Raw genomic sequence first — 16,823 nt, 5'->3', positions numbered from 1 at the left:
ATTTCCGGCGCGGCCTGACAAGCGGCGCCGGGTTCCGAAGGACTTGGACTGATCTTGGCGTGGCCGGCTGTCGGCTGCGGGCGGGAGAGGTCTGCCCGACTGGCGGTGCCGGAGAAGGCCGGGCCGTCGCAACTTCAAGCAAAGGAATACTGCAATGACACAGAAACACGATCACGACCATGACTGTGGCTGCGGCATCACGCCGGACTACGTGGACCACGCCCGCCGCCGGGTACTGGCGGGGGCTGCTGGAGCGGCCGTAGCGGGCGCTGCCGCCCTTGCCGGGCAGGGTGCTGCCGCCGCCACCGAAGCGGCGCGGGCCGCTTATGCCGACCCCGAGACACCGGGCCTGCCGCAGATCGACATGGAGATCGACCTGAAGCGGACGGCGCTGGTGGTGACCGACCCGCAGGTCGACTTCCTGTCGGAGGAGGGCGTGACCTGGGGGGTGGTCGGCGAGAGCGTGACCGAGCAGGGCACGGTCGACAATATCGAGCGGCTGTTCATCGCCGCCAAGGCCGCCGGAATGCCGGTGTTCATCTCGCCCCACTATTATTATCCGCACGACTACAAGTGGCAGTTCGAGGGCACGCTGGAGGCGACCATGCACGGGATCGGCATGTTCGACCGGCCCGGACCGCTGGACCTGACCGGGTTCCACGGGTCGGGCGCCGACTGGATGCCGCAATACAAGCCGTACATCGAGGATGGCGAGACGGTCATCTGTTCGCCCCACAAGGTCTACAGCCCGGCGCAGAACGACCTGAACCTGCAGCTTCGCAAGCGGGGGGTCGACAAGGTCATCCTGGCTGGCATGTCGGCGAACCTGTGCACGCAGGCGCATCTTTACGAGCTGTTGGAGCTGGGCTTCGAGGTGGCCGTGGTGCGCGACGCGACCGCCGGGGCCAAGGTGCCCGAGGGCGATGGTTACCTCGCCGCCATCATCAACTTTCGCATGGTCGCCAATGGCGTCTGGTGGACGGACGATGCCGTTACCCGGATCGGCCGGGCGGTCTGAGCTCTCGCTCAGCTTTCCTGGAATTACCCAACCCTGAACCAATGGAGATACCAATGACTTCCGACCTTCTGAAAAACACCCTGCACTGGGCCGGCACGCTGACCCTGGCCTCGGTCGCCACCTTCACCTTTGCCACCTGGGCGCTGGCCGCGGATGAGTACAACGTCAACAACGGCCTGACGCTGACCGGCAATCCGCTGGGCCTGCATGGCTTCGACGCCGTTGCGATGTTCGAGGGGGATGGCCCGGCCATCGGCGATGCCGTCCATACCTCGGAACATGACGGGGTGGATTACTATTTCACCGATGCCGACGCCAAGGCCAAGTTCGACGCGGCGCCGGGGGATTACCTGCCGCAATTCGGGGGCTTCTGTGCCTTTGGCGTCTATGTCGGCAAGAAGCTCGACGGGGATGTGCGCTATGCCGATATCGTGGACGGGAAGCTGTACCTGTTCGTGAATGCGGCGATCTTCGAGAAGTATCTCGAGGACAAGGACGCGGTGATCGCCGGGGCCGAGGAGAAATGGCCGGGCATTCGTGCGACGCCGATCGAAGAGCTCTGAGGCGCAATCCTTGTGCAAAGCGTGGTGGGGCCCCGGTTGTGCCGGGGCTCTTGCCGTGTCGGGCGGTGACTTCGGGGTGGGCCGTGCTAACTTCGCGTAAAGGAGGTGTTGCCGATGATCCGTATTGCGTTGTTACTGACCTGTCTCGCTTCTGCCGCCGTGGCGCAGGAGCGCCAGCCGAGCCATTGCATTGCGGTGGCCGATGCGACGCCCGGCGTCGAGTTTGTCCACCGGGCTGCCTATACCGACCCGGTGCCGGAAGAGTCGGTCAGGCTGCGATATATAACGCATGCGAGCTTTCTTTTGCAGACCGAGGGCGGGCTGTCGGCGGTGACGGATTTCACCGGGTTCCTGGGGAATGTCGATTTCATCCCCGACGTGGTGACCATGAACCATGCGCACAGCACCCATTGGACGGCGCATCCAGATCCGGCCATTCCCAATGTGCTGCCTGGGTGGGGCGAAGAGTTCGGCGCCGGGATCGACCATTATGTCGACCTGGGCGAGATGGTGATCCGCAATGTCTCGACCGATATCCGCTCGGCCTGGGGCGAGGGGGTGGAGCCGGAAGGGAACTCGATTTTCGTTTTCGAGGCGGCCGGCCTGTGTATCGGGCACCTCGGTCACCTGCATCACGAGCCGACGGACGAGCAATACATCGCCATCGGGCGTATGGACGTGGTGATGGTGGCGGTGGACGGGGGGCTGACGCTGGACCTTCCGGCGGTCTTTCGGGTAATGAACCGGCTGAAGGCGTCGATCGTCATTCCGATGCACTGGTTCGGGGACGGGACGCTGGGCGCCTTTCTTGACGGGATGCGGGAGCGGTTCGACGTGGTGCTGACCGAAGGGAGCGAATTGACCGTGTCGCTGGAGCGGTTGCCAGCGCAGCCGACGGTGATGGTGTTGCGACCGGCTTACTTGCGGGAGGGCGAATGAAAAGCCCCGGCGCGGGGCCGGGGCTGTGTTTGGTTTTCCGCTGACGTCAGACGTTACCTTTTACGGTCGCGGCGCGAGCTCATCGGTTGGAAGGCCACGCCGACATGGGCCTCGCAATAGGGTTTGCCGGATTGCACGGGCAGGCCGCAGAACCAGAAATCCTCGGTTGCCGGGTCGCCGACGGGCCATTTGCAGGTGCGCTCGGTCAATTCCATCAGCGTCAGCTTCTTGGCCTTCTTCTCGACTTCGCTGACCTTGGCCAGCGCCTCGGGGTCGATCTCGTTGGCCGAGGGCTGCGGCGGCAGGGGCTGGCCGGCGGGGATGATCGCCTTGGCCCGGCTGGCGGGCGGCGATGCGGCCTCGACCGTTTCCTCTTCGGCGAGCTCGGGTTTGGGTTCGGGCTTGGGCGCCGGCTTGGCGGCAGGTTTGGCCTTGCCGCGCGGTTTGGCCGCGGCCGGTTTCGGCTTCGGGGCCGCCTCGGTCGTGGTGCCGCCGCCCGAGCCGTTGCGGTTCGACAGGCCGAGCCGGTGCACCTTGCCAATCACGGCATTGCGCGTCACGCCGCCCAGTTCCTTGGCGATCTGGCTGGCAGACTGGCCTTCGGCCCACATTTTCTTCAGCTTCTCGACACGCTCGTCGCTCCAGGACATGAGCCACCCCTTATGTCAAAAGGCGGCCAAATCGCGGGCCGCCCGGTTCCTTTCAAGAGCCTTCTATTCTAATCACTGCAGCATGAGTTACAAGGCATCGAATCACGACATCGCAGCGGGCGGCGCCCCGGTCACACCAACGCTCCAGATGGGGAGCCGCCGGTTCGGGCGGGTCAACTGGATGGGCCTCTATACGCTATGCACCCGCGAGATACAGCGGTTCATGTCGGTCTGGACCCAGACGGTGCTGGCGCCGCTGGTGACGGCGGGGCTGTTCATGATGATCTTCTCGATCGCGATCGGCCCGCGCCGGGGCGAGGTGATGGGCGTGGATTTCACCACGTTCATCGCGCCGGGGATCCTGATGATGACGGTGATCCAGAACGCGTTCGCCAATACGTCGTCGTCGATCGTGATCGGCAAGGTGCAGGGGAATATCGTGGATACGCTGATGCCGCCGCTGAGCCCCGCGGAGATGGTGATCGGCTACCTTGCCGGGGCCGTGGGGCGGGGCACGTTCGTGGCGCTGTCGATCGGGCTGGGGCTGCTGTTATTCCTCGGGATCGTGCCGCAGCATCCGCTTTGGGCGCTGACCTTCGTGGTGCTGGGCTCGGCCCTTTTGGGGGCGATGGGCATGGTGGCGGGGATTTTCGCCAACAAGTTCGACCAGATGGCGGCGATCACCAATTTCATCGTCACGCCGCTCGCCTTCCTGTCGGGCACGTTCTATTCGGTCGAGGCGCTGCCGCCGGGCCTGCGCGAGATCACCCATGCCAACCCGGTCTTCTACCTGATCGACGGGGTGCGGTACGGCGTTATCGGGGTCTCGGACAGCTCGCCCGTGCTGGGGCTTGCGATTGCGGTGTCGGCGACCTTCGCCGTCTCGGCACTGGCGTGGATGATGTTCTCGCGGGGCTATCGCCTGAAGGCGTAAGGCTCAGGCGCCGGCGGGGGTGAGGGCGCAGGTCAGGCGGATCTTGCGGCCCTCGCGGAAGTAATCCTTCATGCCCGTGCGGTCATCGCCCAGCAGTAGGGCGTGATCGACCCAGGTCAGCTCCATTCCCAGGGCCTCGGCCATGAATTCGGTGGCGCGGCGGCTTGGCACGCCCACGACCGTGTGAGCCTGGCCCTCGACATCGGTGACGGCGTTCAGAGGGTTCGACACCTCTTCCTTGAGTACCTGCACCATGGCGTTGTCGGCCTTGATGAACTCGCTGTCGATGATGATCAACTGCGGCCCGAGCTTGCGGATGAGCGACAGCAGGCGGAAGTGATCCATGATGTGGTAGAAGATGCCGTAGACGGCGACCACGTCGAAGGTCTCACCCGCCGCGATGCGTGTCTCGATCTCGGCGAAGAGGTCGTTGCAGTGAAGCTTGACGCGCGGCTTGTAGGGTGTGTCGGGGAATTTCGCGAAGCGGGCGACAAGGTCGGCGCGGGCCTCGACGCCCACCACTTCTTCCGCGCCGGCATGCGCCAGCGCGTAGGACCAGCGCCCGTCATGGGCGGCGATATCGAGCACGCGGGCGCCCGCGATCTGGGGTTGGAACGGGTCGATGATCAGGCGATGGCGCTGATCCAGTCGGTGCACGGTGTTGGCGTTGTCGTCATAGGGCGGCAGAGCTTTGAGGAAATCGAAAAAACCGCTCATGCGCCCTGCCTCCGGTTCAGCTGCACAGTTGCTCGGCCAGCCTGCCGTAATTGACGTAGGCTTCCCAGAATTGCTCGTCGACGGGGCGATCCGACTGACGGATTTCCTGTGCCAGATGGGGGTTGGAATAGAACGCGATCGAGCGGCGCTGCTGCGAGGAGCTCAGGGTCTTGTCTGCCGCTGCCTGGATGCAGCCGCACAGCTCTCGTGAGCGACCTTCGCGCCCGGATTGCAGGCAGGCCTTGCTGATGGGGCCGTAGGCTACCGGCGTGGCGCGCATCGTCACCACGCGATCAGGGTCGCGCGGCCCGCCGCCGCAGCCTGCAAGAAATACCGCCAGTCCGAGGAATGTTACCCGCTTCATTATCGTTGCCCGTATCTGCCTAGCCGCTATCCGCCGGGGTTGGCCCCCGGTCAGGTACGCGCGGTCGATTTGGGCGATCATCGCTCAAACGGGCCGGATTTACAATCGGCAAGATACGATTTCGGCCCGCGTTTCGGGTGGGGTGCCGTGGTCCGCCGGGGCGGGTTACTCGATCTTGCCGCTGAGCGAGCCGAAACTCGTCCATTTCTTCGGAATGAGCGAGCCGGAGGTCAGCGCCGGGTTGGGATTGCCCTTGTCGCGGAAGGTCACGCGGAGGCCGCCGCCCTTGGTGCCGTTGCGGTCGAAATGCAGTTCCTGCCGAGGAATGCGCACCTCGAGCCGGCGGTTGGCGTCGCCTGCGCGCCAGTCGCGCGAGAGGCGGACACAGCCGGCCGGCGCACCGGCATAGCTTTGGCTGGGGGCAACCTGTTCGAGAAAGTTGAGGTTGTGGGTGAGCACCTCGTTGCCGAGCGCGATGGAGCCCTTGCGCAGGACCACGTTGCCCTTGTGGCGGACATAGGCGGTGAGCCGCTCGCTTTCGGCCCAGACACCGCAGAGACCGGTCTTGCCGGCCCAGTTGCGCAGTTCGACCGCGACGGTCACGCCGCCGCCGGTGGAGTATTCGCCGCCACCCAGAACGGGCGAGGGGCCGAGCTTGACCGTGCTGCCCGCCGCGGCGGCGGAGCAGGTCAGGGCAAGGGCGAGGGGAACGATCAGGCGGAGCGGGCGCATCGGGGCCTCCTTCAACGGGTTTGAAGAAGGGTACGCCCTGTGCGCCCGTCCGGCAAGGATTGCGCGAGATATCCGAGCGTCAGCCGGCCTTGGTGGCGAGCATCCGGTTCTCGACGATGCGGTCGGCAAGGTGGGCGGGGCTGGCGTTTTCGCCCTCGGCCCGGGCGAGGATGCGCTCGACCGTGGTTTCGATGGCCTTCAGCTTGTCCTCGACCCACGGCGCGGGGTCCTCGATGTGCAGGATTTCCGCCGAGACGTTGATGATGCCGCCGCCGTTGGCGACATAGTCGGGCAGGTAGAGGATGCCACGGGCGTGCAGGAGGTCGGCATCGGCGTCGGTGGCGAGCTGGTTGTTGGCGGCCCCGGCCACCATTTTGGCGCGGATCTGCGGGATGGTCTCGGCGTTGAGGATGCCGCCGATGGCGCAGGGGGCGAAGATGTCGGCATCGGCCGCATGGATGGTACGCGGGTCGCCCACGGCGGTATTGAAGTCGCGGGCGGTGGCGGCAGTGCGGGCCGGATCCATGTCGGCGACGATGAGCCTGGCGCCGGCGTCATGCAGCAGGCGGCAGAGGTGCCAGCCGACATGGCCGAGCCCTTGGACGGCGACGGTCTTGCCAGACAGGTCGCGGGTGCCGAAGACCCGGGCGGCGCCGACTTTCATGGCACCGAGTACGCCCTGCGCCGTGACCGGAGAGGGGTCGCCGCTGGCGTGGGCGCCATCGTCGCGGCCGGCGACGAAGCGGGTGACGCCCGCCATGATCGCCATGTCCTCGGGTGTCATCCCCATGTCTTCGGCTGTCCAGTAGCGGCCGTCGAGCTGTTCGACCGCGCGGCCCATGGCGCGCAGGAGTTGCGGAGACTTGTCCTTGGCCGGGTCGCCCATGATGACCGCCTTGCCGCCGCCCAGCGGCAGGTCGGCCGCGGCGTTCTTGTAGCTCATGCCTTCCGAAAGATTGAGCACGTCGCGGAGCGCTGCCTCGTCGCTGTCATAGACGCGCATCCTCAGGCCGCCGGCGGCCGGGCCGCGGGCGGTGGAATGGAGCGCGATGAAGCCCCGAAGACCGCTTGCGGGATCCTCGACGCGATAGACGTCTTCGTGCGTGTCGGATGAAAGGCGTGTGAGCATGGTGTTTTCCCTCCTGCGATAAAGGTGGGGATAGCTGAAGCCGGATGCAAAAAATCAGCAAAGATCAGTCAAGTTTGATGTAATTTTGGTGATAATCACTATTATTGACAGGAAAGTTGGAGAAAAATGGACAAGACGGATCGCCAGATCATTGCCGCATTGCAACGGGACGGGCGGCAGAAGCTGGCCGACCTGTCCGAGCGGGTCGGCCTTTCGCCCACACCTTTGGCGCGGCGCATCGCGCGGCTTGAGCGGGATGGCGTGATCGCGGGCTATTCGGCGCGGATCGACCAGGACAAGCTGGGCCTACCGCTCAATGTGTTCATCTTCGTGGAACTGGAGAAACAGACACGCGACGCCATCACCGCCTTCGAGCGCGATCTGCGGCGGTTCGAGGAGGTGATGGAGTGCTACCTGATGACGGGCACGCGCGACATCCTGCTTCGGGTCGTCGCGGCCGATCTGGCGGCGTTCGACCGGTTTCTCGAAGACGGGCTGATGCAGACCGGGAACATCCGGTCGATGCGGTCGAGCTTTGCGCTGCGCACGATGATACGGCGGGAAGCGCTGCCGCAGGGCTGACGGGGGCCCTGCGGCTTGGGCCTTACTCGGGTTTGCGGGCCACGATGAAGCGGCGGGGCGGGCGGGCTGGGTAATTGCCGGTTTCGATGATCTTCAGGCCGGCCGCCTCGATCTCGGATTCGAGGGTCTGGACGGGCATGAAGGCCACGTGGGGCGCCTTGCCCACCAGTTGCATGAGGGGCAGGGCGAGGCGGGTCATCCGGTATTCGAAATTCGCCTCGCCCGGGCCGGGGCGGCAGAAGGTCTTGGAGATGAAGAGGCCGCCGGGGCGGACCAGTTCCGCCATCTCGCGCAAGACGGCGGGCATGTCCTCGATCAGGTGGAGCAGGTTGAAGGCCATCACCACGTCGTAGGGGCCGCCCTTTTGCAACACAGGATCGCCTGGTTCTGCCGCGACGAAATCAACGTTCGTGACGCCTTGCTGCCTGGCCTTGTCGCGCCCGATGCGGACCATTTCGCCCGAGATGTCGCTGGCGGTGACATGAGCTACCGCGTCAGCCAGTTTCAGCGCCGTGGTGCCCGTGCCGCAGCCCAGCTCCAGCACCCGGTCGGCGGGGCGCAGGTAGCTGCGCACCCGGCCGAGCGTTTCGGCATAGGCGCCTTCGTCGGCGATGGGGCTTTTGGCATAGCGCGCGGCCTGCTTGTCCCAGAAGGGTTTCGATCCGATCATTTCCATCTCCCTTACCCCACGACCTTGTGGCCGCGCTGGCGCATGCAGTTGACGACGATGGCCTTGCGCTCGTCGGGGGTCTTCACGGTGTCGGCGAGCATTCCCCCCAGCGCTCCGGCCACTGCGCCGCCGGCTGCGTCGCCATCATCGTCGGCGGCCCCGAGCGCCGCGCCCAGCCCGGCCCCCACGAGCACGGCGTTGCCGGTATCACCATTCATCACCGGCTGGCTGCGGGCAAGCCCCTGGCAGGCGCCGAGATCGGTGGCGAAGTTGGCGTTGCGCGTACCGTCTACGACGGGCGCGTAGCGCGCGCCGGTGCCGGAACAGGCGGTGCCGAGAGCGATGAGGGCGGTGAGGCAGGTAATTTTCAGAGTATTCATTCTGGTTTCTCTTTTCGTTGCGGACGGGGCGTGGTGCCGGGCCCTGTTGTCTGGATGAGGGCGAGATACCCATGCGCTGGTGAAAGAGGAATTGCCTAAATCCGTAGCCATGATATGCAAAAATGCATGAATTGGGCGGCGATCTCATTTGACTGGAACCAGATCCGGGCCTTCTGGGCGACGGCCGAGGAGGGGTCGTTCTCGGCCGCGGCGCGGGCTTTGGGTCAGACCCAACCGACCTTGGGCCGGCAGGTTGCGGCGCTGGAGGCGGACCTGGGGGTGACGCTGTTCGAACGGGCGGGCCGGTCGCTGATGCCGACCAAGGCGGGGCTGGATCTGTTGGAACATTGCCGAGAGATGGGGGCGGCGGCGCAGCGGATTTCGCTGACCGCGTCGGGCGCGTCGCAGGCGGTGGAGGGGCAGGTGCGGATCACCGCGACCGATATCATGTGCCTGCACGTGCTGCCCCCGGCGGTGGCACAGATCAGGAGGGTGGCGCCGGGGATCGAGGTGGATCTCGTGGCCGCGAACGACATTCGCGACCTGCTCCGCCGGGAGGCGGATATCGCCGTGCGGCACGTGCGCCCCGAGCAGGCGGACCTGACCGCGCGGCTGGTGCAGGAGGCGACAGCGCGGCCTTATGCGGCGACAAGCTATCTGGAGGCACGGGGCCGGCCGCGCAGCCCGGCGGACATGGCCTCGCATGATTTCGTGAGTTTCGGCAACGCGGACGAGATGATCGCCTTCCTTGCGCCTATGGGAATACCGATAACGGCGGCGAATATGCGGGTCGGCTCGGAAAGCGGGGTCGTGGCGTGGGAACTGGTGCGGCAGGGCTTCGGCATCGCGATCATGGCGGATGACGTCGCACAGGGTGTGCCCGGGCTGGAGCCGCTTTTGCCGGAGATGGAGCCCATCCGGTTTCCGGTCTGGCTGGTGAGCCACCGGGAGTTGCACACGTCACGGCGGATCAGGCTGGTCTATGACCTGCTGGCGGAGTTCTTTGCGGGTTTGGGGCGGGGTGAGCGGTAGCTTGCGCGTCGCCCGATGGGGTCGCCCTCAGCGCAGGATCTCGAACCCGTTTCCACCCTGCCAGTCGGCCTCGCTGACCTCGACCGAGCGGACGACCGCCGCCGGGGGGCCGTGGTTCAGTTCGCGCAGCATCTCGTCGACAGAGGCCACGGGGCCTGCCATCAGCGTGGTCACCGCCCCGTCGGCCTCGTTCCTGACCCAGCCGGTCAGGCCCCGCGTCTTGGCCTCGATCTGCGTCCAGGCGCGGAACGAGACCCCCTGCACCCGGCCTTCGATCCGGGCGTGAATGGCTTTCGTGTCAGACATGGCAGCCCTCCCTGGCGGTTTTCAGGGAAGTATAGCACAGGGCGGGGCGGGAATCGCCCAAGGGAAATTCACGACAGGCGGCTGACCGCCAAGACGCCCGCCCAGGCCGAGACCGCCGTCAGCGCGGTGCCCCAGGCGAGATCGGTCGCCACCATCTGCCACGACCAGTGCTTGAGCGTGGCGAGGTTGGTGAATTCGTAGGTGCCATAAGCCAGCGCCCCCACGACCGCGCCGTTGAGCAGGGCCATGCCCGGCTGGCCCGCGCGCAGGGCGGGGAGAGAGACAAGGTAGACAAGCCCCGCGACATAGGCCGCGTAGAAGGCGAAGGCGGGGCCGATGCGCACGCTTTCGGCCAGAAGCTCACCCGCGTGGCGTTCGAAGACGGGTTTCACGAGGTAGCGCAGGCCGAGGAAATCGAGCCCGAAGAAAATCACGGCGGTGACGAGATAGAGCCAGAGGGCGTGCATGGAGGTCTCCTTTCGGCAAGGAGGTAGGGCGAGGCTGCGGGTGGTCCATGGTGGGCCGGGGGCGCGTGGCGTCAATCGGCGCCTGGAGGGGGGCAACCCGTTCAACCCACCTTGACCCTAACTGCAATCCGCCTCATATCCCAACGTCATGACACCGCTCTCGCACATCCGCAATTTCTCTATCGTGGCGCATATCGACCACGGGAAATCCACGCTGGCCGACCGCCTGATCCAGATGACGGATACGGTGGCCGAACGCGACATGAAGGAGCAGTTACTCGACTCGATGGATATCGAGCGGGAACGCGGCATCACCATCAAGGCCAACACGGTTCGCATCGACTATACCGCCGACAATGGCGAGCAATACGTGCTCAACCTGATCGACACGCCCGGCCACGTGGACTTTGCTTACGAGGTGTCGCGGAGCATGCGTGCGGTCGAGGGCTCGCTTCTGGTGGTGGACAGTACCCAAGGGGTTGAGGCGCAGACGCTGGCGAACGTGTACCAGGCGATCGACGCCGATCACGAGTTGATCCCGGTGCTGAACAAGATCGACCTGCCGGCGAGCGATATCGACCGGGTGGCCGAGCAGATCGAGGACGTGATCGGGATCGACGCGTCGGGGGCCATTCCGGTGTCGGCCAAGACCGGGCAGGGCATCCGTGAGGTGCTGGAGGCGATCATCCGCGATCTGCCGCCGCCCAAGGGCGACCGGGACGCGCCGCTCAAGGCGATGCTGGTCGACAGTAAATACGACCTTTACTTGGGCGTCGTCGTTCTGGTGCGGATCATGGACGGCGTCATGAAGAAGGGCGACCGGATCAAGATGATGCAGACCGGCGCCGTCTACAACGTTGAACGGATCGGCGTTTTCCGCCCGGCGATGACCGTGGTCGACGAGTTGGGCCCGGGCGAGATCGGGTTCATCACCGCGTCGATCAAGCAGGTGCGCGACACGCGGGTGGGCGACACGATCACGACCGAGAAGAAGGGCTGCGAGAAGCCGCTGCCGGGCTTCAACCCGTCGGTGCCGGTGGTTTTTTGTGGCCTCTTCCCGGTGGATTCGGCCGAGTTCGAGGATCTGCGGGATGCGATCGAGAAGCTGGCGCTGAACGATGCGTCGTTCAGCTACGAGATGGAAAGCTCGGCCGCTTTGGGCTTCGGGTTCCGCTGCGGGTTCCTCGGGCTTTTGCACCTCGAAGTGGTGCGCGACCGGATCGAGCGCGAATACGATATCGAGCTGATCACCACGGCGCCGTCGGTGATCTACCACGTCTATATGAAGGACGGCACGCAGATCGACCTGCACAACCCGGCCGACATGCCGGACATGACCCATGTCGACCACGTCGAGGAGCCGCGCATCAAGGCGACGATCCTGGTGCCGGACGAGTTTCTGGGCGACGTGCTGAAGCTTTGCCAGGACCGCCGGGGCATCCAGCTTGACCTGACTTACGTTGGCGGCCGGGCGATGGCGGTCTACGACCTGCCGCTCAACGAGGTGGTCTTCGACTTCTATGACCGGCTGAAATCGGTGACGAAGGGTTATGCCTCTTTCGATTACCAACTCGAGGGGTATCGCACCGACAACCTCGTGAAGATGCAGGTGCTGGTGAATGACGAGCCGGTCGACGCGCTGTCGATGATGGTGCACCGCGACCGGGCCGAGATGCGCGGGCGGGCGATGTGCGAAAAGCTCAAGGATCTGATCCCGCGCCACATGTTCAAGATCCCGATCCAGGCGGCGATCGGCGGCAAGGTGATTGCCCGCGAAACGCTGTCGGCGCTGCGCAAGGACGTGACGGCCAAGTGTTACGGCGGCGACATCACCCGGAAGAAGAAGCTGCTGGAAAAGCAGAAGGCCGGGAAGAAGAAGATGCGCCAGTTCGGCAAGGTCGAGATTCCGCAGGAAGCGTTCATCTCGGCGCTGAAAATGGACGGCTGAGCGTCAGAATTTAATGCACGTGAGTGGTGGATGCGGCCTGCGTGGCGCCTCGTTCAAGGCGCCACGTTTTGCGGTCGGTCGTTGAGGGCTCAGAAAAGGCCTTCGTCGTTGTTTTCCTGTTCGGCAATCTCGTCCGCGGCAACGACGGCGCCGGCGCCGATCAGGGGGGCACAGCTTGACAGAACGGGCAGGGTGCAGGTGATTGCCAGGGCAGTCCAGAACTTGCGGGTCATCGGGGGCTCCTTTCGGGGGATTGGGGCGGTTAGCGGATCACGGCGTTGGTCACGTCTTCGACGTCCTGTACGAAACCTTCCGTCGTCGCGCAGCCGGTGAGGGCGGCGATCAGGGGCAGGGCCAGCATCAGTCGTGTCATCTCGAACCTCCTTGCGATCTTGACCCTGCGATATGTAGCTGGTGCGCTGGATTGCAAAATCGGCGGGGTGCGGTCGGCAGGGAAATGCCGATAGAGAGGGTCAGACACCTGTCCGGCCCCTTCAGCGCCGACAGTGCGCGGCGATCTGCCGAAGGTCACACCTGACCCAGGTCAAGGCGCTTTGTGCGGGGGCGGGTTATGCTTGCATAAAGGGACCGCGCTTTGATTGGAGACCCCCATGTGGCTGTTTATCATCCTGCACCTCTTCATCGGTTCTACCATTGCCGGCAGCGTTGTCATCGCGGCGCTGACGATGGGCTATGACACGCTTGTGCCCATTCTCGTCGGCGCCGGCATCGGGTTCGTCGCGGCCTTCCCGGTGTCGTGGTTCGTCGCAAAGCAGTTGCGCGGATTGTCCTGAACCGTTGGGATTCGGTGTGAATGCCCTTTGCAGGTGCAGAATGGTGCGCTGTGGCATCAACATGACGCTGCGTTAATTTATCCCCGCGCAAACCAGCCGGGAATAAAGGAAATTCGCCGTTATCCACAGATTTCCTGCAAGGATATCAACCGTTTAATCCACAGCTTTTTTCTATGCTGCAGTGCTATTTTCTTGCGCGACTCACGGACCCGCGTAACAGTTTTATTACCGGACGGGATCAGCAGAGACCGGACGGCGCGCAAAGGCCCCCCGGAGCCGGCGCGGAGGGAGACGAGACTGGGGCGCGAGCCCTTGGTTTAACGGCCTCTTCGCAAGGGTTCATGACATGGCCGCAGCGAGATGAGTAGCTTCGCAGCCGTTCGGATCGCAGTGACCATTTCAGGGTTCTGAGCAGGCCACGTCAGACCGCGATGCCCCCAGGGGCTGGTCGCCGTGGCAGCCGAAGGCGGCAACGCCGGAGGCACGCTGATGGCCGCGAGGCCGGAGGCAAACTGGCCGACAGACCCTTAGGGGCGCGACGACCAGCGGGCGTCAGGGTGCGGGGAAGGTCATCCGACCGGAACCGCGATGCAAGGACCGCGTCTGAGCACCTGACGCCTTTTCATTTTCTTGGTGCTCCCAAGGCAAACGGGACCCGAGCCATATGGCAATCGGGTCCCGCCGTCTTGATGCTACCGCGTCTGTTGCACCTGTGGGTCGAGACATACACTGGGCGTGGCGCCTATTCAACAACATCTGGCGGCGTGGAACGCGGATTTCCCAACTTATGGTAATTCCGCATGTCGGACGGCGGAACTCCGCGCTTCGGCACGCGGGCGGTGTCTGGATGTCGGGAATCAGGTTACCGTTGCGTCACCCCACTGAGAGAGGAGACTGCCATGAAACCCTTTGCATTCGCTGCTGCCCTGATGCTGGCCGCGGCCCCGGCGCTGGCCAATCATTGCCCCGCCGATATGGCCAAGATCGACGAGGCGCTTGCCAGCGGGACCGAGTTGAGCGAGGCGGAGCTGACCGAAGTGAAGGCCCTCCGCGCGGAAGGTGAAGAACTGCACAAGGCCGGCGATCATGCCGCCTCGGTCGAGGAGCTGGGCAAGGCGATGGAAATTCTCGGGATCGAATGATTTCCGCGATGACCTGACCTAGATCAAAGTGGTGGTCGTTTCCGTTGGGTAAGGTTAACCTTACTAGGAACTGATTGGCCGCCATGTTGCTTCTGGCGTTCAGGTCGCGGGCTTATGCCACGGTCGGGTGTGGGGACCCCCGGCCCGGCGGCTCGCAGATGAACGTGCCGGGATCGTGCCGCGTGCTTTGGTCCTGGTGTCACCCGTCGATACTGGACACCCGGGTGACGACGCCCTTCTGCGGAAGGGCAAGGGGTGGCGGTGTGGAGGAGGAGCCCACCGCCGCCCATTTTATGTCTCGGGATGTTTCGGTCGAGGACAGGACCCTGCGCCCTGGTGATCACGTCGCGTGGTTTTTCCACGAAACGGGTATCGAGGCTTTCACAAAACCGACCTACCGGCCCGTTATCTTCAGCCCAGCCAGGTGCGGACGGCCGCCTCGAATTCGCGTGGTTTCTCGGCGTGAAGCCAGTGCCCGGCGCCGGGGATCTTGGCGAAACGCGCCTTCGGGAAGAAGCCCTTGATCGTCTCGCGGTGCTCTGGACCGACATAGTCGGACTCGGCCCCCGTCAGGAACAGCGCGTCACCTTCGTAGCTGCCCGAAAGGTCGGGAAAGCTCATGATATGGCCCATCTCGGCGGCGAGCGTGTCGAGGTTGAGGAGCCATTCCTTGTTCTTCACGTCCAGCGATTGCAGGAAGAACGAGACGAGGTCGGGGTCGTCGACATGGGGCGCCAGAAGTTCCTTGGCATCGGAGCGGCGCTCGATGGCCGAGAGGTCGACCGCCTTCATCGCGTCGATGTAATGCGCCTGCGTGTGGCTGTAATTGACCGGCGCGATATCGGCGACGATCAGGCGGTTCACAAGGTCCGGCTGGGTCAAGGCCAGCGTCATCGCCGCCTTGCCGCCCATGGAATGCCCGAGCACGTCATAGGGTCCGTCGAGATGACCGATCACCTCGGCCAGATCTTCGGCGAGGTCGGTGTAGGTGTGGCTCTCGAACCAGTGGCTTTGGCCGTGGTTGCGCATGTCGACGGCGACGACCTTGCGTTCGTCGGCCAGCCGCTTGGCGACGACACCCCAGTTGCGGCCCGAGCCATAGAGGCCGTGGGCGATCAGCAGGCCGGGTTTGTCGGTCGGTTGCCCGTGTTCGATATAGGTCAGCATGGGCGAGCGATAGCGCAGACGGGCGCCGTTCGCCAGCCCTGTTGAGTGCGTCGCGCGGTTGCGCTAGGACGTTGCGGATGATCGATACGGCAAAGTTTCACCAGCGGGCCGAGGGCCTTAGCGAGATGCTGCAGGCGCGGCTGGGCGTGCGGGGCAAGAGCCTCAAGGCCCGGCTTTCGCGTGCAGGGCGGCGGTTGCCGAAAGCACAGCGCCGGGCGGGCAAGACGCTGATCGAGACGGAGCGGTTGCTTGGTCATCCCAAGCTTGCGCGGCTGGCCGACCCGGTGGAAACCGATCGGGCCTTCGACACCATCACCGGGCATCTGAAACGGTTCGACCGGGCCGAGGCGCGGCGCAACGCGCTGCTGACATGGCTGGCGGTTGTGGTGTTCAACCTGCTGCTTCTGGGCGGGCTGGTCGTGGCTCTGGTGCGGTGGCAAGGTCCTCTCTGACCAGCGGAACGGGCGAGAGCGGGCGGCGGACGACCAGCGTGACCGTGACGAAGGCCACGTAAAGGAGCAGGTACCACGAGCCGAGCTTGCCGAAGCTGACCAGTTCGAGCCGTGCCTGGCCGGAATAGACCCATGTGCCGGTCATCGTGCCGATATTCTCGGCCACCCACAGGAAGATTGCCGACAGGAACGCCGCCAGCGGCAGGGGCATCCAGTAGAGGTTGTCGCCGATGCGGTACCAGATGCGCGTGCGCAGGAAGAGAGCCACGGTTGCGACAAAGAGGATGACGCGGATATCGGGCAGGAAGTGGTGGGCGAAGAAATTCACGTAGATGCCCACGGCGAGCCACATGGTCATCCAGTAGGGCGGGTAGGGGGCGAAGCGCATGTCGAAGACGCGGATCGTGCGGGCCATGAAGCTGCCGACGCTGGCATACATGAAGCCCGAGAAGAGCGGCACGCCGAGGATCTTGAAGAAACCGGGTTCCGGGTAGCTCCATGATCCGGCGTGGACCTTGAAGAACTCCATCGCCGTGCCGGTGAGGTGGAAGAGGGCGATGACGCGGGCCTCTTCCCATGTTTCGAGCTTGAGGGCGAGGAAGAGGGCCTGAAGGCCGAGGGCCACGATGACGAGGAGATCGTAGCGGAAGAGCGGGATGGCGTCGGACCAGATCAGCTTGGTGCCGATGATCGCCACCAGAAGCGACAGGCCGAAGAGGCCGGACCAGCCCATCTTGAGCAGGAACATCACAAGCTCGGCCGCCCAGCCGGGCAGGCGGGCGCGCATCCAGTCGCCGAGATGGCGCTCTATCCGGCGGGTTGTCGTCATGGCGACAT

Annotated in this window: 22 protein-coding genes; 10 read left to right on the top strand and 12 right to left on the bottom strand. The window is 64.7% G+C overall.

Features of this window, described 5'->3' with window-relative positions; all coding sequences use genetic code 11:
• Nucleotides 1-154: 154 nt before the first annotated feature.
• The 3 genes from RIdsm_RS19675 to RIdsm_RS19665 all read left to right on the top strand — a co-directional run bounded on the left by RIdsm_RS19675 (nt 155) and on the right by RIdsm_RS19665 (nt 2,520).
• Entirely contained in the window at nt 155-1,018 is an 864-nt protein-coding gene (locus RIdsm_RS19675; protein WP_057818113.1) for a cysteine hydrolase family protein, read from the top strand.
• Between the two features lie 53 nt (nt 1,019-1,071).
• Nucleotides 1,072-1,581, top strand: a complete 510-nt coding sequence (locus RIdsm_RS19670) for a YHS domain-containing (seleno)protein (protein ID WP_236553354.1) — start codon at nt 1,072-1,074, stop codon at nt 1,579-1,581.
• 114 nt (nt 1,582-1,695) lie between these two features.
• Nucleotides 1,696-2,520, top strand: coding sequence for an MBL fold metallo-hydrolase (locus tag RIdsm_RS19665; RefSeq protein ID WP_057818111.1), 825 nt, complete (start codon nt 1,696-1,698; stop codon nt 2,518-2,520).
• 53 nt (nt 2,521-2,573) lie between these two features.
• Here the strand turns inward: RIdsm_RS19665 and RIdsm_RS19660 are convergent, their stop codons facing one another.
• Nucleotides 2,574-3,170 carry a GcrA family cell cycle regulator gene (locus RIdsm_RS19660; protein WP_057818109.1) on the bottom strand — a complete coding sequence of 199 codons (597 nt, stop codon included), beginning with the start codon at nt 3,168-3,170 and terminating at the stop codon, nt 2,574-2,576.
• A gap of 148 nt (nt 3,171-3,318) precedes the next feature.
• Here RIdsm_RS19660 and RIdsm_RS19655 point away from each other — a divergent pair, with 148 nt between their 5' ends.
• The gene (locus RIdsm_RS19655; RefSeq protein ID WP_057818251.1) at nt 3,319-4,104 is read left to right on the top strand and encodes an ABC transporter permease; all 786 of its coding nucleotides are present in this window, start codon (nt 3,319-3,321) and stop codon (nt 4,102-4,104) included.
• A gap of 3 nt (nt 4,105-4,107) precedes the next feature.
• On the opposite strand, the gene RIdsm_RS19650 is transcribed toward RIdsm_RS19655, so the two are convergent.
• The 4 genes from RIdsm_RS19650 to RIdsm_RS19635 all read right to left on the bottom strand — a co-directional run bounded on the left by RIdsm_RS19650 (nt 4,108) and on the right by RIdsm_RS19635 (nt 7,046).
• The gene (locus RIdsm_RS19650) at nt 4,108-4,821 is read right to left on the bottom strand and encodes a class I SAM-dependent methyltransferase (RefSeq protein WP_057818107.1); all 714 of its coding nucleotides are present in this window, start codon (nt 4,819-4,821) and stop codon (nt 4,108-4,110) included.
• 16 nt (nt 4,822-4,837) lie between these two features.
• Entirely contained in the window at nt 4,838-5,185 is a 348-nt protein-coding gene (locus RIdsm_RS19645) for a hypothetical protein (RefSeq protein WP_057818249.1), read from the bottom strand.
• A gap of 165 nt (nt 5,186-5,350) precedes the next feature.
• A complete protein-coding gene (locus RIdsm_RS19640; protein WP_057818105.1) occupies nt 5,351-5,917 on the bottom strand; it encodes a hypothetical protein in 567 nt (188 codons plus the stop codon).
• Nucleotides 5,918-5,996: 79 nt separating this feature from the next.
• Complete coding sequence (locus RIdsm_RS19635) at nt 5,997-7,046, bottom strand: Glu/Leu/Phe/Val family dehydrogenase (RefSeq protein ID WP_057818104.1); 1,050 nt, start codon at nt 7,044-7,046, stop codon at nt 5,997-5,999.
• A 126-nt stretch (nt 7,047-7,172) separates the two neighbouring features.
• Between RIdsm_RS19635 and RIdsm_RS19630 the strand changes: the two genes are divergently transcribed.
• Nucleotides 7,173-7,628 carry an Lrp/AsnC family transcriptional regulator gene (locus RIdsm_RS19630; RefSeq protein ID WP_057818102.1) on the top strand — a complete coding sequence of 152 codons (456 nt, stop codon included), beginning with the start codon at nt 7,173-7,175 and terminating at the stop codon, nt 7,626-7,628.
• Between the two features lie 22 nt (nt 7,629-7,650).
• Here the strand turns inward: RIdsm_RS19630 and RIdsm_RS19625 are convergent, their stop codons facing one another.
• The gene (locus tag RIdsm_RS19625) at nt 7,651-8,298 is read right to left on the bottom strand and encodes a class I SAM-dependent methyltransferase (protein ID WP_057818100.1); all 648 of its coding nucleotides are present in this window, start codon (nt 8,296-8,298) and stop codon (nt 7,651-7,653) included.
• An 11-nt stretch (nt 8,299-8,309) separates the two neighbouring features.
• Nucleotides 8,310-8,678, bottom strand: a complete 369-nt coding sequence (locus RIdsm_RS19620) for a hypothetical protein (protein ID WP_057818098.1) — start codon at nt 8,676-8,678, stop codon at nt 8,310-8,312.
• 126 nt (nt 8,679-8,804) lie between these two features.
• Between RIdsm_RS19620 and RIdsm_RS19615 the strand changes: the two genes are divergently transcribed.
• The gene (locus RIdsm_RS19615) at nt 8,805-9,710 is read left to right on the top strand and encodes a LysR family transcriptional regulator (RefSeq protein WP_057818095.1); all 906 of its coding nucleotides are present in this window, start codon (nt 8,805-8,807) and stop codon (nt 9,708-9,710) included.
• Between the two features lie 27 nt (nt 9,711-9,737).
• Here the strand turns inward: RIdsm_RS19615 and RIdsm_RS19610 are convergent, their stop codons facing one another.
• Nucleotides 9,738-10,016: an acylphosphatase gene (locus tag RIdsm_RS19610; RefSeq protein WP_057818093.1), complete on the bottom strand. Its 279-nt coding sequence runs from the start codon at nt 10,014-10,016 to the stop codon at nt 9,738-9,740.
• Nucleotides 10,017-10,084: 68 nt separating this feature from the next.
• Nucleotides 10,085-10,483: a DUF2177 family protein gene (locus RIdsm_RS19605; protein WP_057818090.1), complete on the bottom strand. Its 399-nt coding sequence runs from the start codon at nt 10,481-10,483 to the stop codon at nt 10,085-10,087.
• A 148-nt stretch (nt 10,484-10,631) separates the two neighbouring features.
• Here RIdsm_RS19605 and lepA point away from each other — a divergent pair, with 148 nt between their 5' ends.
• Nucleotides 10,632-12,431 carry a translation elongation factor 4 gene (gene lepA, locus RIdsm_RS19600; RefSeq protein ID WP_057818089.1) on the top strand — a complete coding sequence of 600 codons (1,800 nt, stop codon included), beginning with the start codon at nt 10,632-10,634 and terminating at the stop codon, nt 12,429-12,431.
• A gap of 89 nt (nt 12,432-12,520) precedes the next feature.
• Here lepA and RIdsm_RS30230 read toward each other — a convergent pair whose 3' ends face one another.
• The gene (locus RIdsm_RS30230; protein ID WP_160325867.1) at nt 12,521-12,664 is read right to left on the bottom strand and encodes a hypothetical protein; all 144 of its coding nucleotides are present in this window, start codon (nt 12,662-12,664) and stop codon (nt 12,521-12,523) included.
• Nucleotides 12,665-13,042: 378 nt separating this feature from the next.
• On the opposite strand from RIdsm_RS30230, the gene RIdsm_RS19590 reads away from it, so the two are divergent.
• Nucleotides 13,043-13,225 (top strand): hypothetical protein, encoded by a 183-nt coding sequence (locus tag RIdsm_RS19590; RefSeq protein WP_057818087.1) that lies wholly within the window; start codon nt 13,043-13,045, stop codon nt 13,223-13,225.
• A gap of 899 nt (nt 13,226-14,124) precedes the next feature.
• Entirely contained in the window at nt 14,125-14,367 is a 243-nt protein-coding gene (locus RIdsm_RS19585; protein ID WP_057818085.1) for a hypothetical protein, read from the top strand.
• 411 nt (nt 14,368-14,778) lie between these two features.
• On the opposite strand, the gene RIdsm_RS19580 is transcribed toward RIdsm_RS19585, so the two are convergent.
• On the bottom strand, nt 14,779-15,534 hold the full coding sequence (locus RIdsm_RS19580) for an alpha/beta fold hydrolase (RefSeq protein ID WP_057818083.1): 756 nt from the start codon (nt 15,532-15,534) through the stop codon (nt 14,779-14,781).
• 77 nt (nt 15,535-15,611) lie between these two features.
• On the opposite strand from RIdsm_RS19580, the gene RIdsm_RS19575 reads away from it, so the two are divergent.
• The gene (locus tag RIdsm_RS19575; RefSeq protein WP_057818081.1) at nt 15,612-15,986 is read left to right on the top strand and encodes a hypothetical protein; all 375 of its coding nucleotides are present in this window, start codon (nt 15,612-15,614) and stop codon (nt 15,984-15,986) included.
• Here the strand turns inward: RIdsm_RS19575 and RIdsm_RS19570 are convergent.
• Nucleotides 15,925-16,815 carry a DUF817 domain-containing protein gene (locus RIdsm_RS19570; RefSeq protein ID WP_074940575.1) on the bottom strand — a complete coding sequence of 297 codons (891 nt, stop codon included), beginning with the start codon at nt 16,813-16,815 and terminating at the stop codon, nt 15,925-15,927. The genes RIdsm_RS19575 and RIdsm_RS19570 overlap by 62 nt on opposite strands.
• Between the last annotated feature and the right edge of the window lie 8 nt (nt 16,816-16,823).

The organism is Roseovarius indicus (assembly GCF_008728195.1).
Classification (GTDB): Bacteria; Pseudomonadota; Alphaproteobacteria; order Rhodobacterales; family Rhodobacteraceae; genus Roseovarius; species Roseovarius indicus.
This window is presented reverse-complemented; position numbering and strand designations above follow the sequence as displayed.

Bases quoted from the DNA above. Each gene is read 5' to 3' on its own strand.
- RIdsm_RS19675 (WP_057818113.1), top strand. From the start codon at position 155: ATGACACAGAAACACGATCACGACCATGACTGTGGCTGCGGCATCACG.
- RIdsm_RS19670 (WP_236553354.1), top strand. From the start codon at position 1,072: ATGACTTCCGACCTTCTGAAAAACACCCTGCACTGGGCCGGCACGCTG.
- RIdsm_RS19665 (WP_057818111.1), top strand. From the start codon at position 1,696: ATGATCCGTATTGCGTTGTTACTGACCTGTCTCGCTTCTGCCGCCGTG.
- RIdsm_RS19660 (WP_057818109.1), bottom strand. From the start codon at position 3,170: ATGTCCTGGAGCGACGAGCGTGTCGAGAAGCTGAAGAAAATGTGGGCC.
- RIdsm_RS19655 (WP_057818251.1), top strand. From the start codon at position 3,319: ATGGGGAGCCGCCGGTTCGGGCGGGTCAACTGGATGGGCCTCTATACG.
- RIdsm_RS19650 (WP_057818107.1), bottom strand. From the start codon at position 4,821: ATGAGCGGTTTTTTCGATTTCCTCAAAGCTCTGCCGCCCTATGACGAC.
- RIdsm_RS19645 (WP_057818249.1), bottom strand. From the start codon at position 5,185: ATGAAGCGGGTAACATTCCTCGGACTGGCGGTATTTCTTGCAGGCTGC.
- RIdsm_RS19640 (WP_057818105.1), bottom strand. From the start codon at position 5,917: ATGCGCCCGCTCCGCCTGATCGTTCCCCTCGCCCTTGCCCTGACCTGC.
- RIdsm_RS19635 (WP_057818104.1), bottom strand. From the start codon at position 7,046: ATGCTCACACGCCTTTCATCCGACACGCACGAAGACGTCTATCGCGTC.
- RIdsm_RS19630 (WP_057818102.1), top strand. From the start codon at position 7,173: ATGGACAAGACGGATCGCCAGATCATTGCCGCATTGCAACGGGACGGG.
- RIdsm_RS19625 (WP_057818100.1), bottom strand. From the start codon at position 8,298: ATGATCGGATCGAAACCCTTCTGGGACAAGCAGGCCGCGCGCTATGCC.
- RIdsm_RS19620 (WP_057818098.1), bottom strand. From the start codon at position 8,678: ATGAATACTCTGAAAATTACCTGCCTCACCGCCCTCATCGCTCTCGGC.
- RIdsm_RS19615 (WP_057818095.1), top strand. From the start codon at position 8,805: ATGAATTGGGCGGCGATCTCATTTGACTGGAACCAGATCCGGGCCTTC.
- RIdsm_RS19610 (WP_057818093.1), bottom strand. From the start codon at position 10,016: ATGTCTGACACGAAAGCCATTCACGCCCGGATCGAAGGCCGGGTGCAG.
- RIdsm_RS19605 (WP_057818090.1), bottom strand. From the start codon at position 10,483: ATGCACGCCCTCTGGCTCTATCTCGTCACCGCCGTGATTTTCTTCGGG.
- lepA (WP_057818089.1), top strand. From the start codon at position 10,632: ATGACACCGCTCTCGCACATCCGCAATTTCTCTATCGTGGCGCATATC.
- RIdsm_RS30230 (WP_160325867.1), bottom strand. From the start codon at position 12,664: ATGACCCGCAAGTTCTGGACTGCCCTGGCAATCACCTGCACCCTGCCC.
- RIdsm_RS19590 (WP_057818087.1), top strand. From the start codon at position 13,043: ATGTGGCTGTTTATCATCCTGCACCTCTTCATCGGTTCTACCATTGCC.
- RIdsm_RS19585 (WP_057818085.1), top strand. From the start codon at position 14,125: ATGAAACCCTTTGCATTCGCTGCTGCCCTGATGCTGGCCGCGGCCCCG.
- RIdsm_RS19580 (WP_057818083.1), bottom strand. From the start codon at position 15,534: ATGCTGACCTATATCGAACACGGGCAACCGACCGACAAACCCGGCCTG.
- RIdsm_RS19575 (WP_057818081.1), top strand. From the start codon at position 15,612: ATGATCGATACGGCAAAGTTTCACCAGCGGGCCGAGGGCCTTAGCGAG.
- RIdsm_RS19570 (WP_074940575.1), bottom strand. From the start codon at position 16,815: ATGACGACAACCCGCCGGATAGAGCGCCATCTCGGCGACTGGATGCGC.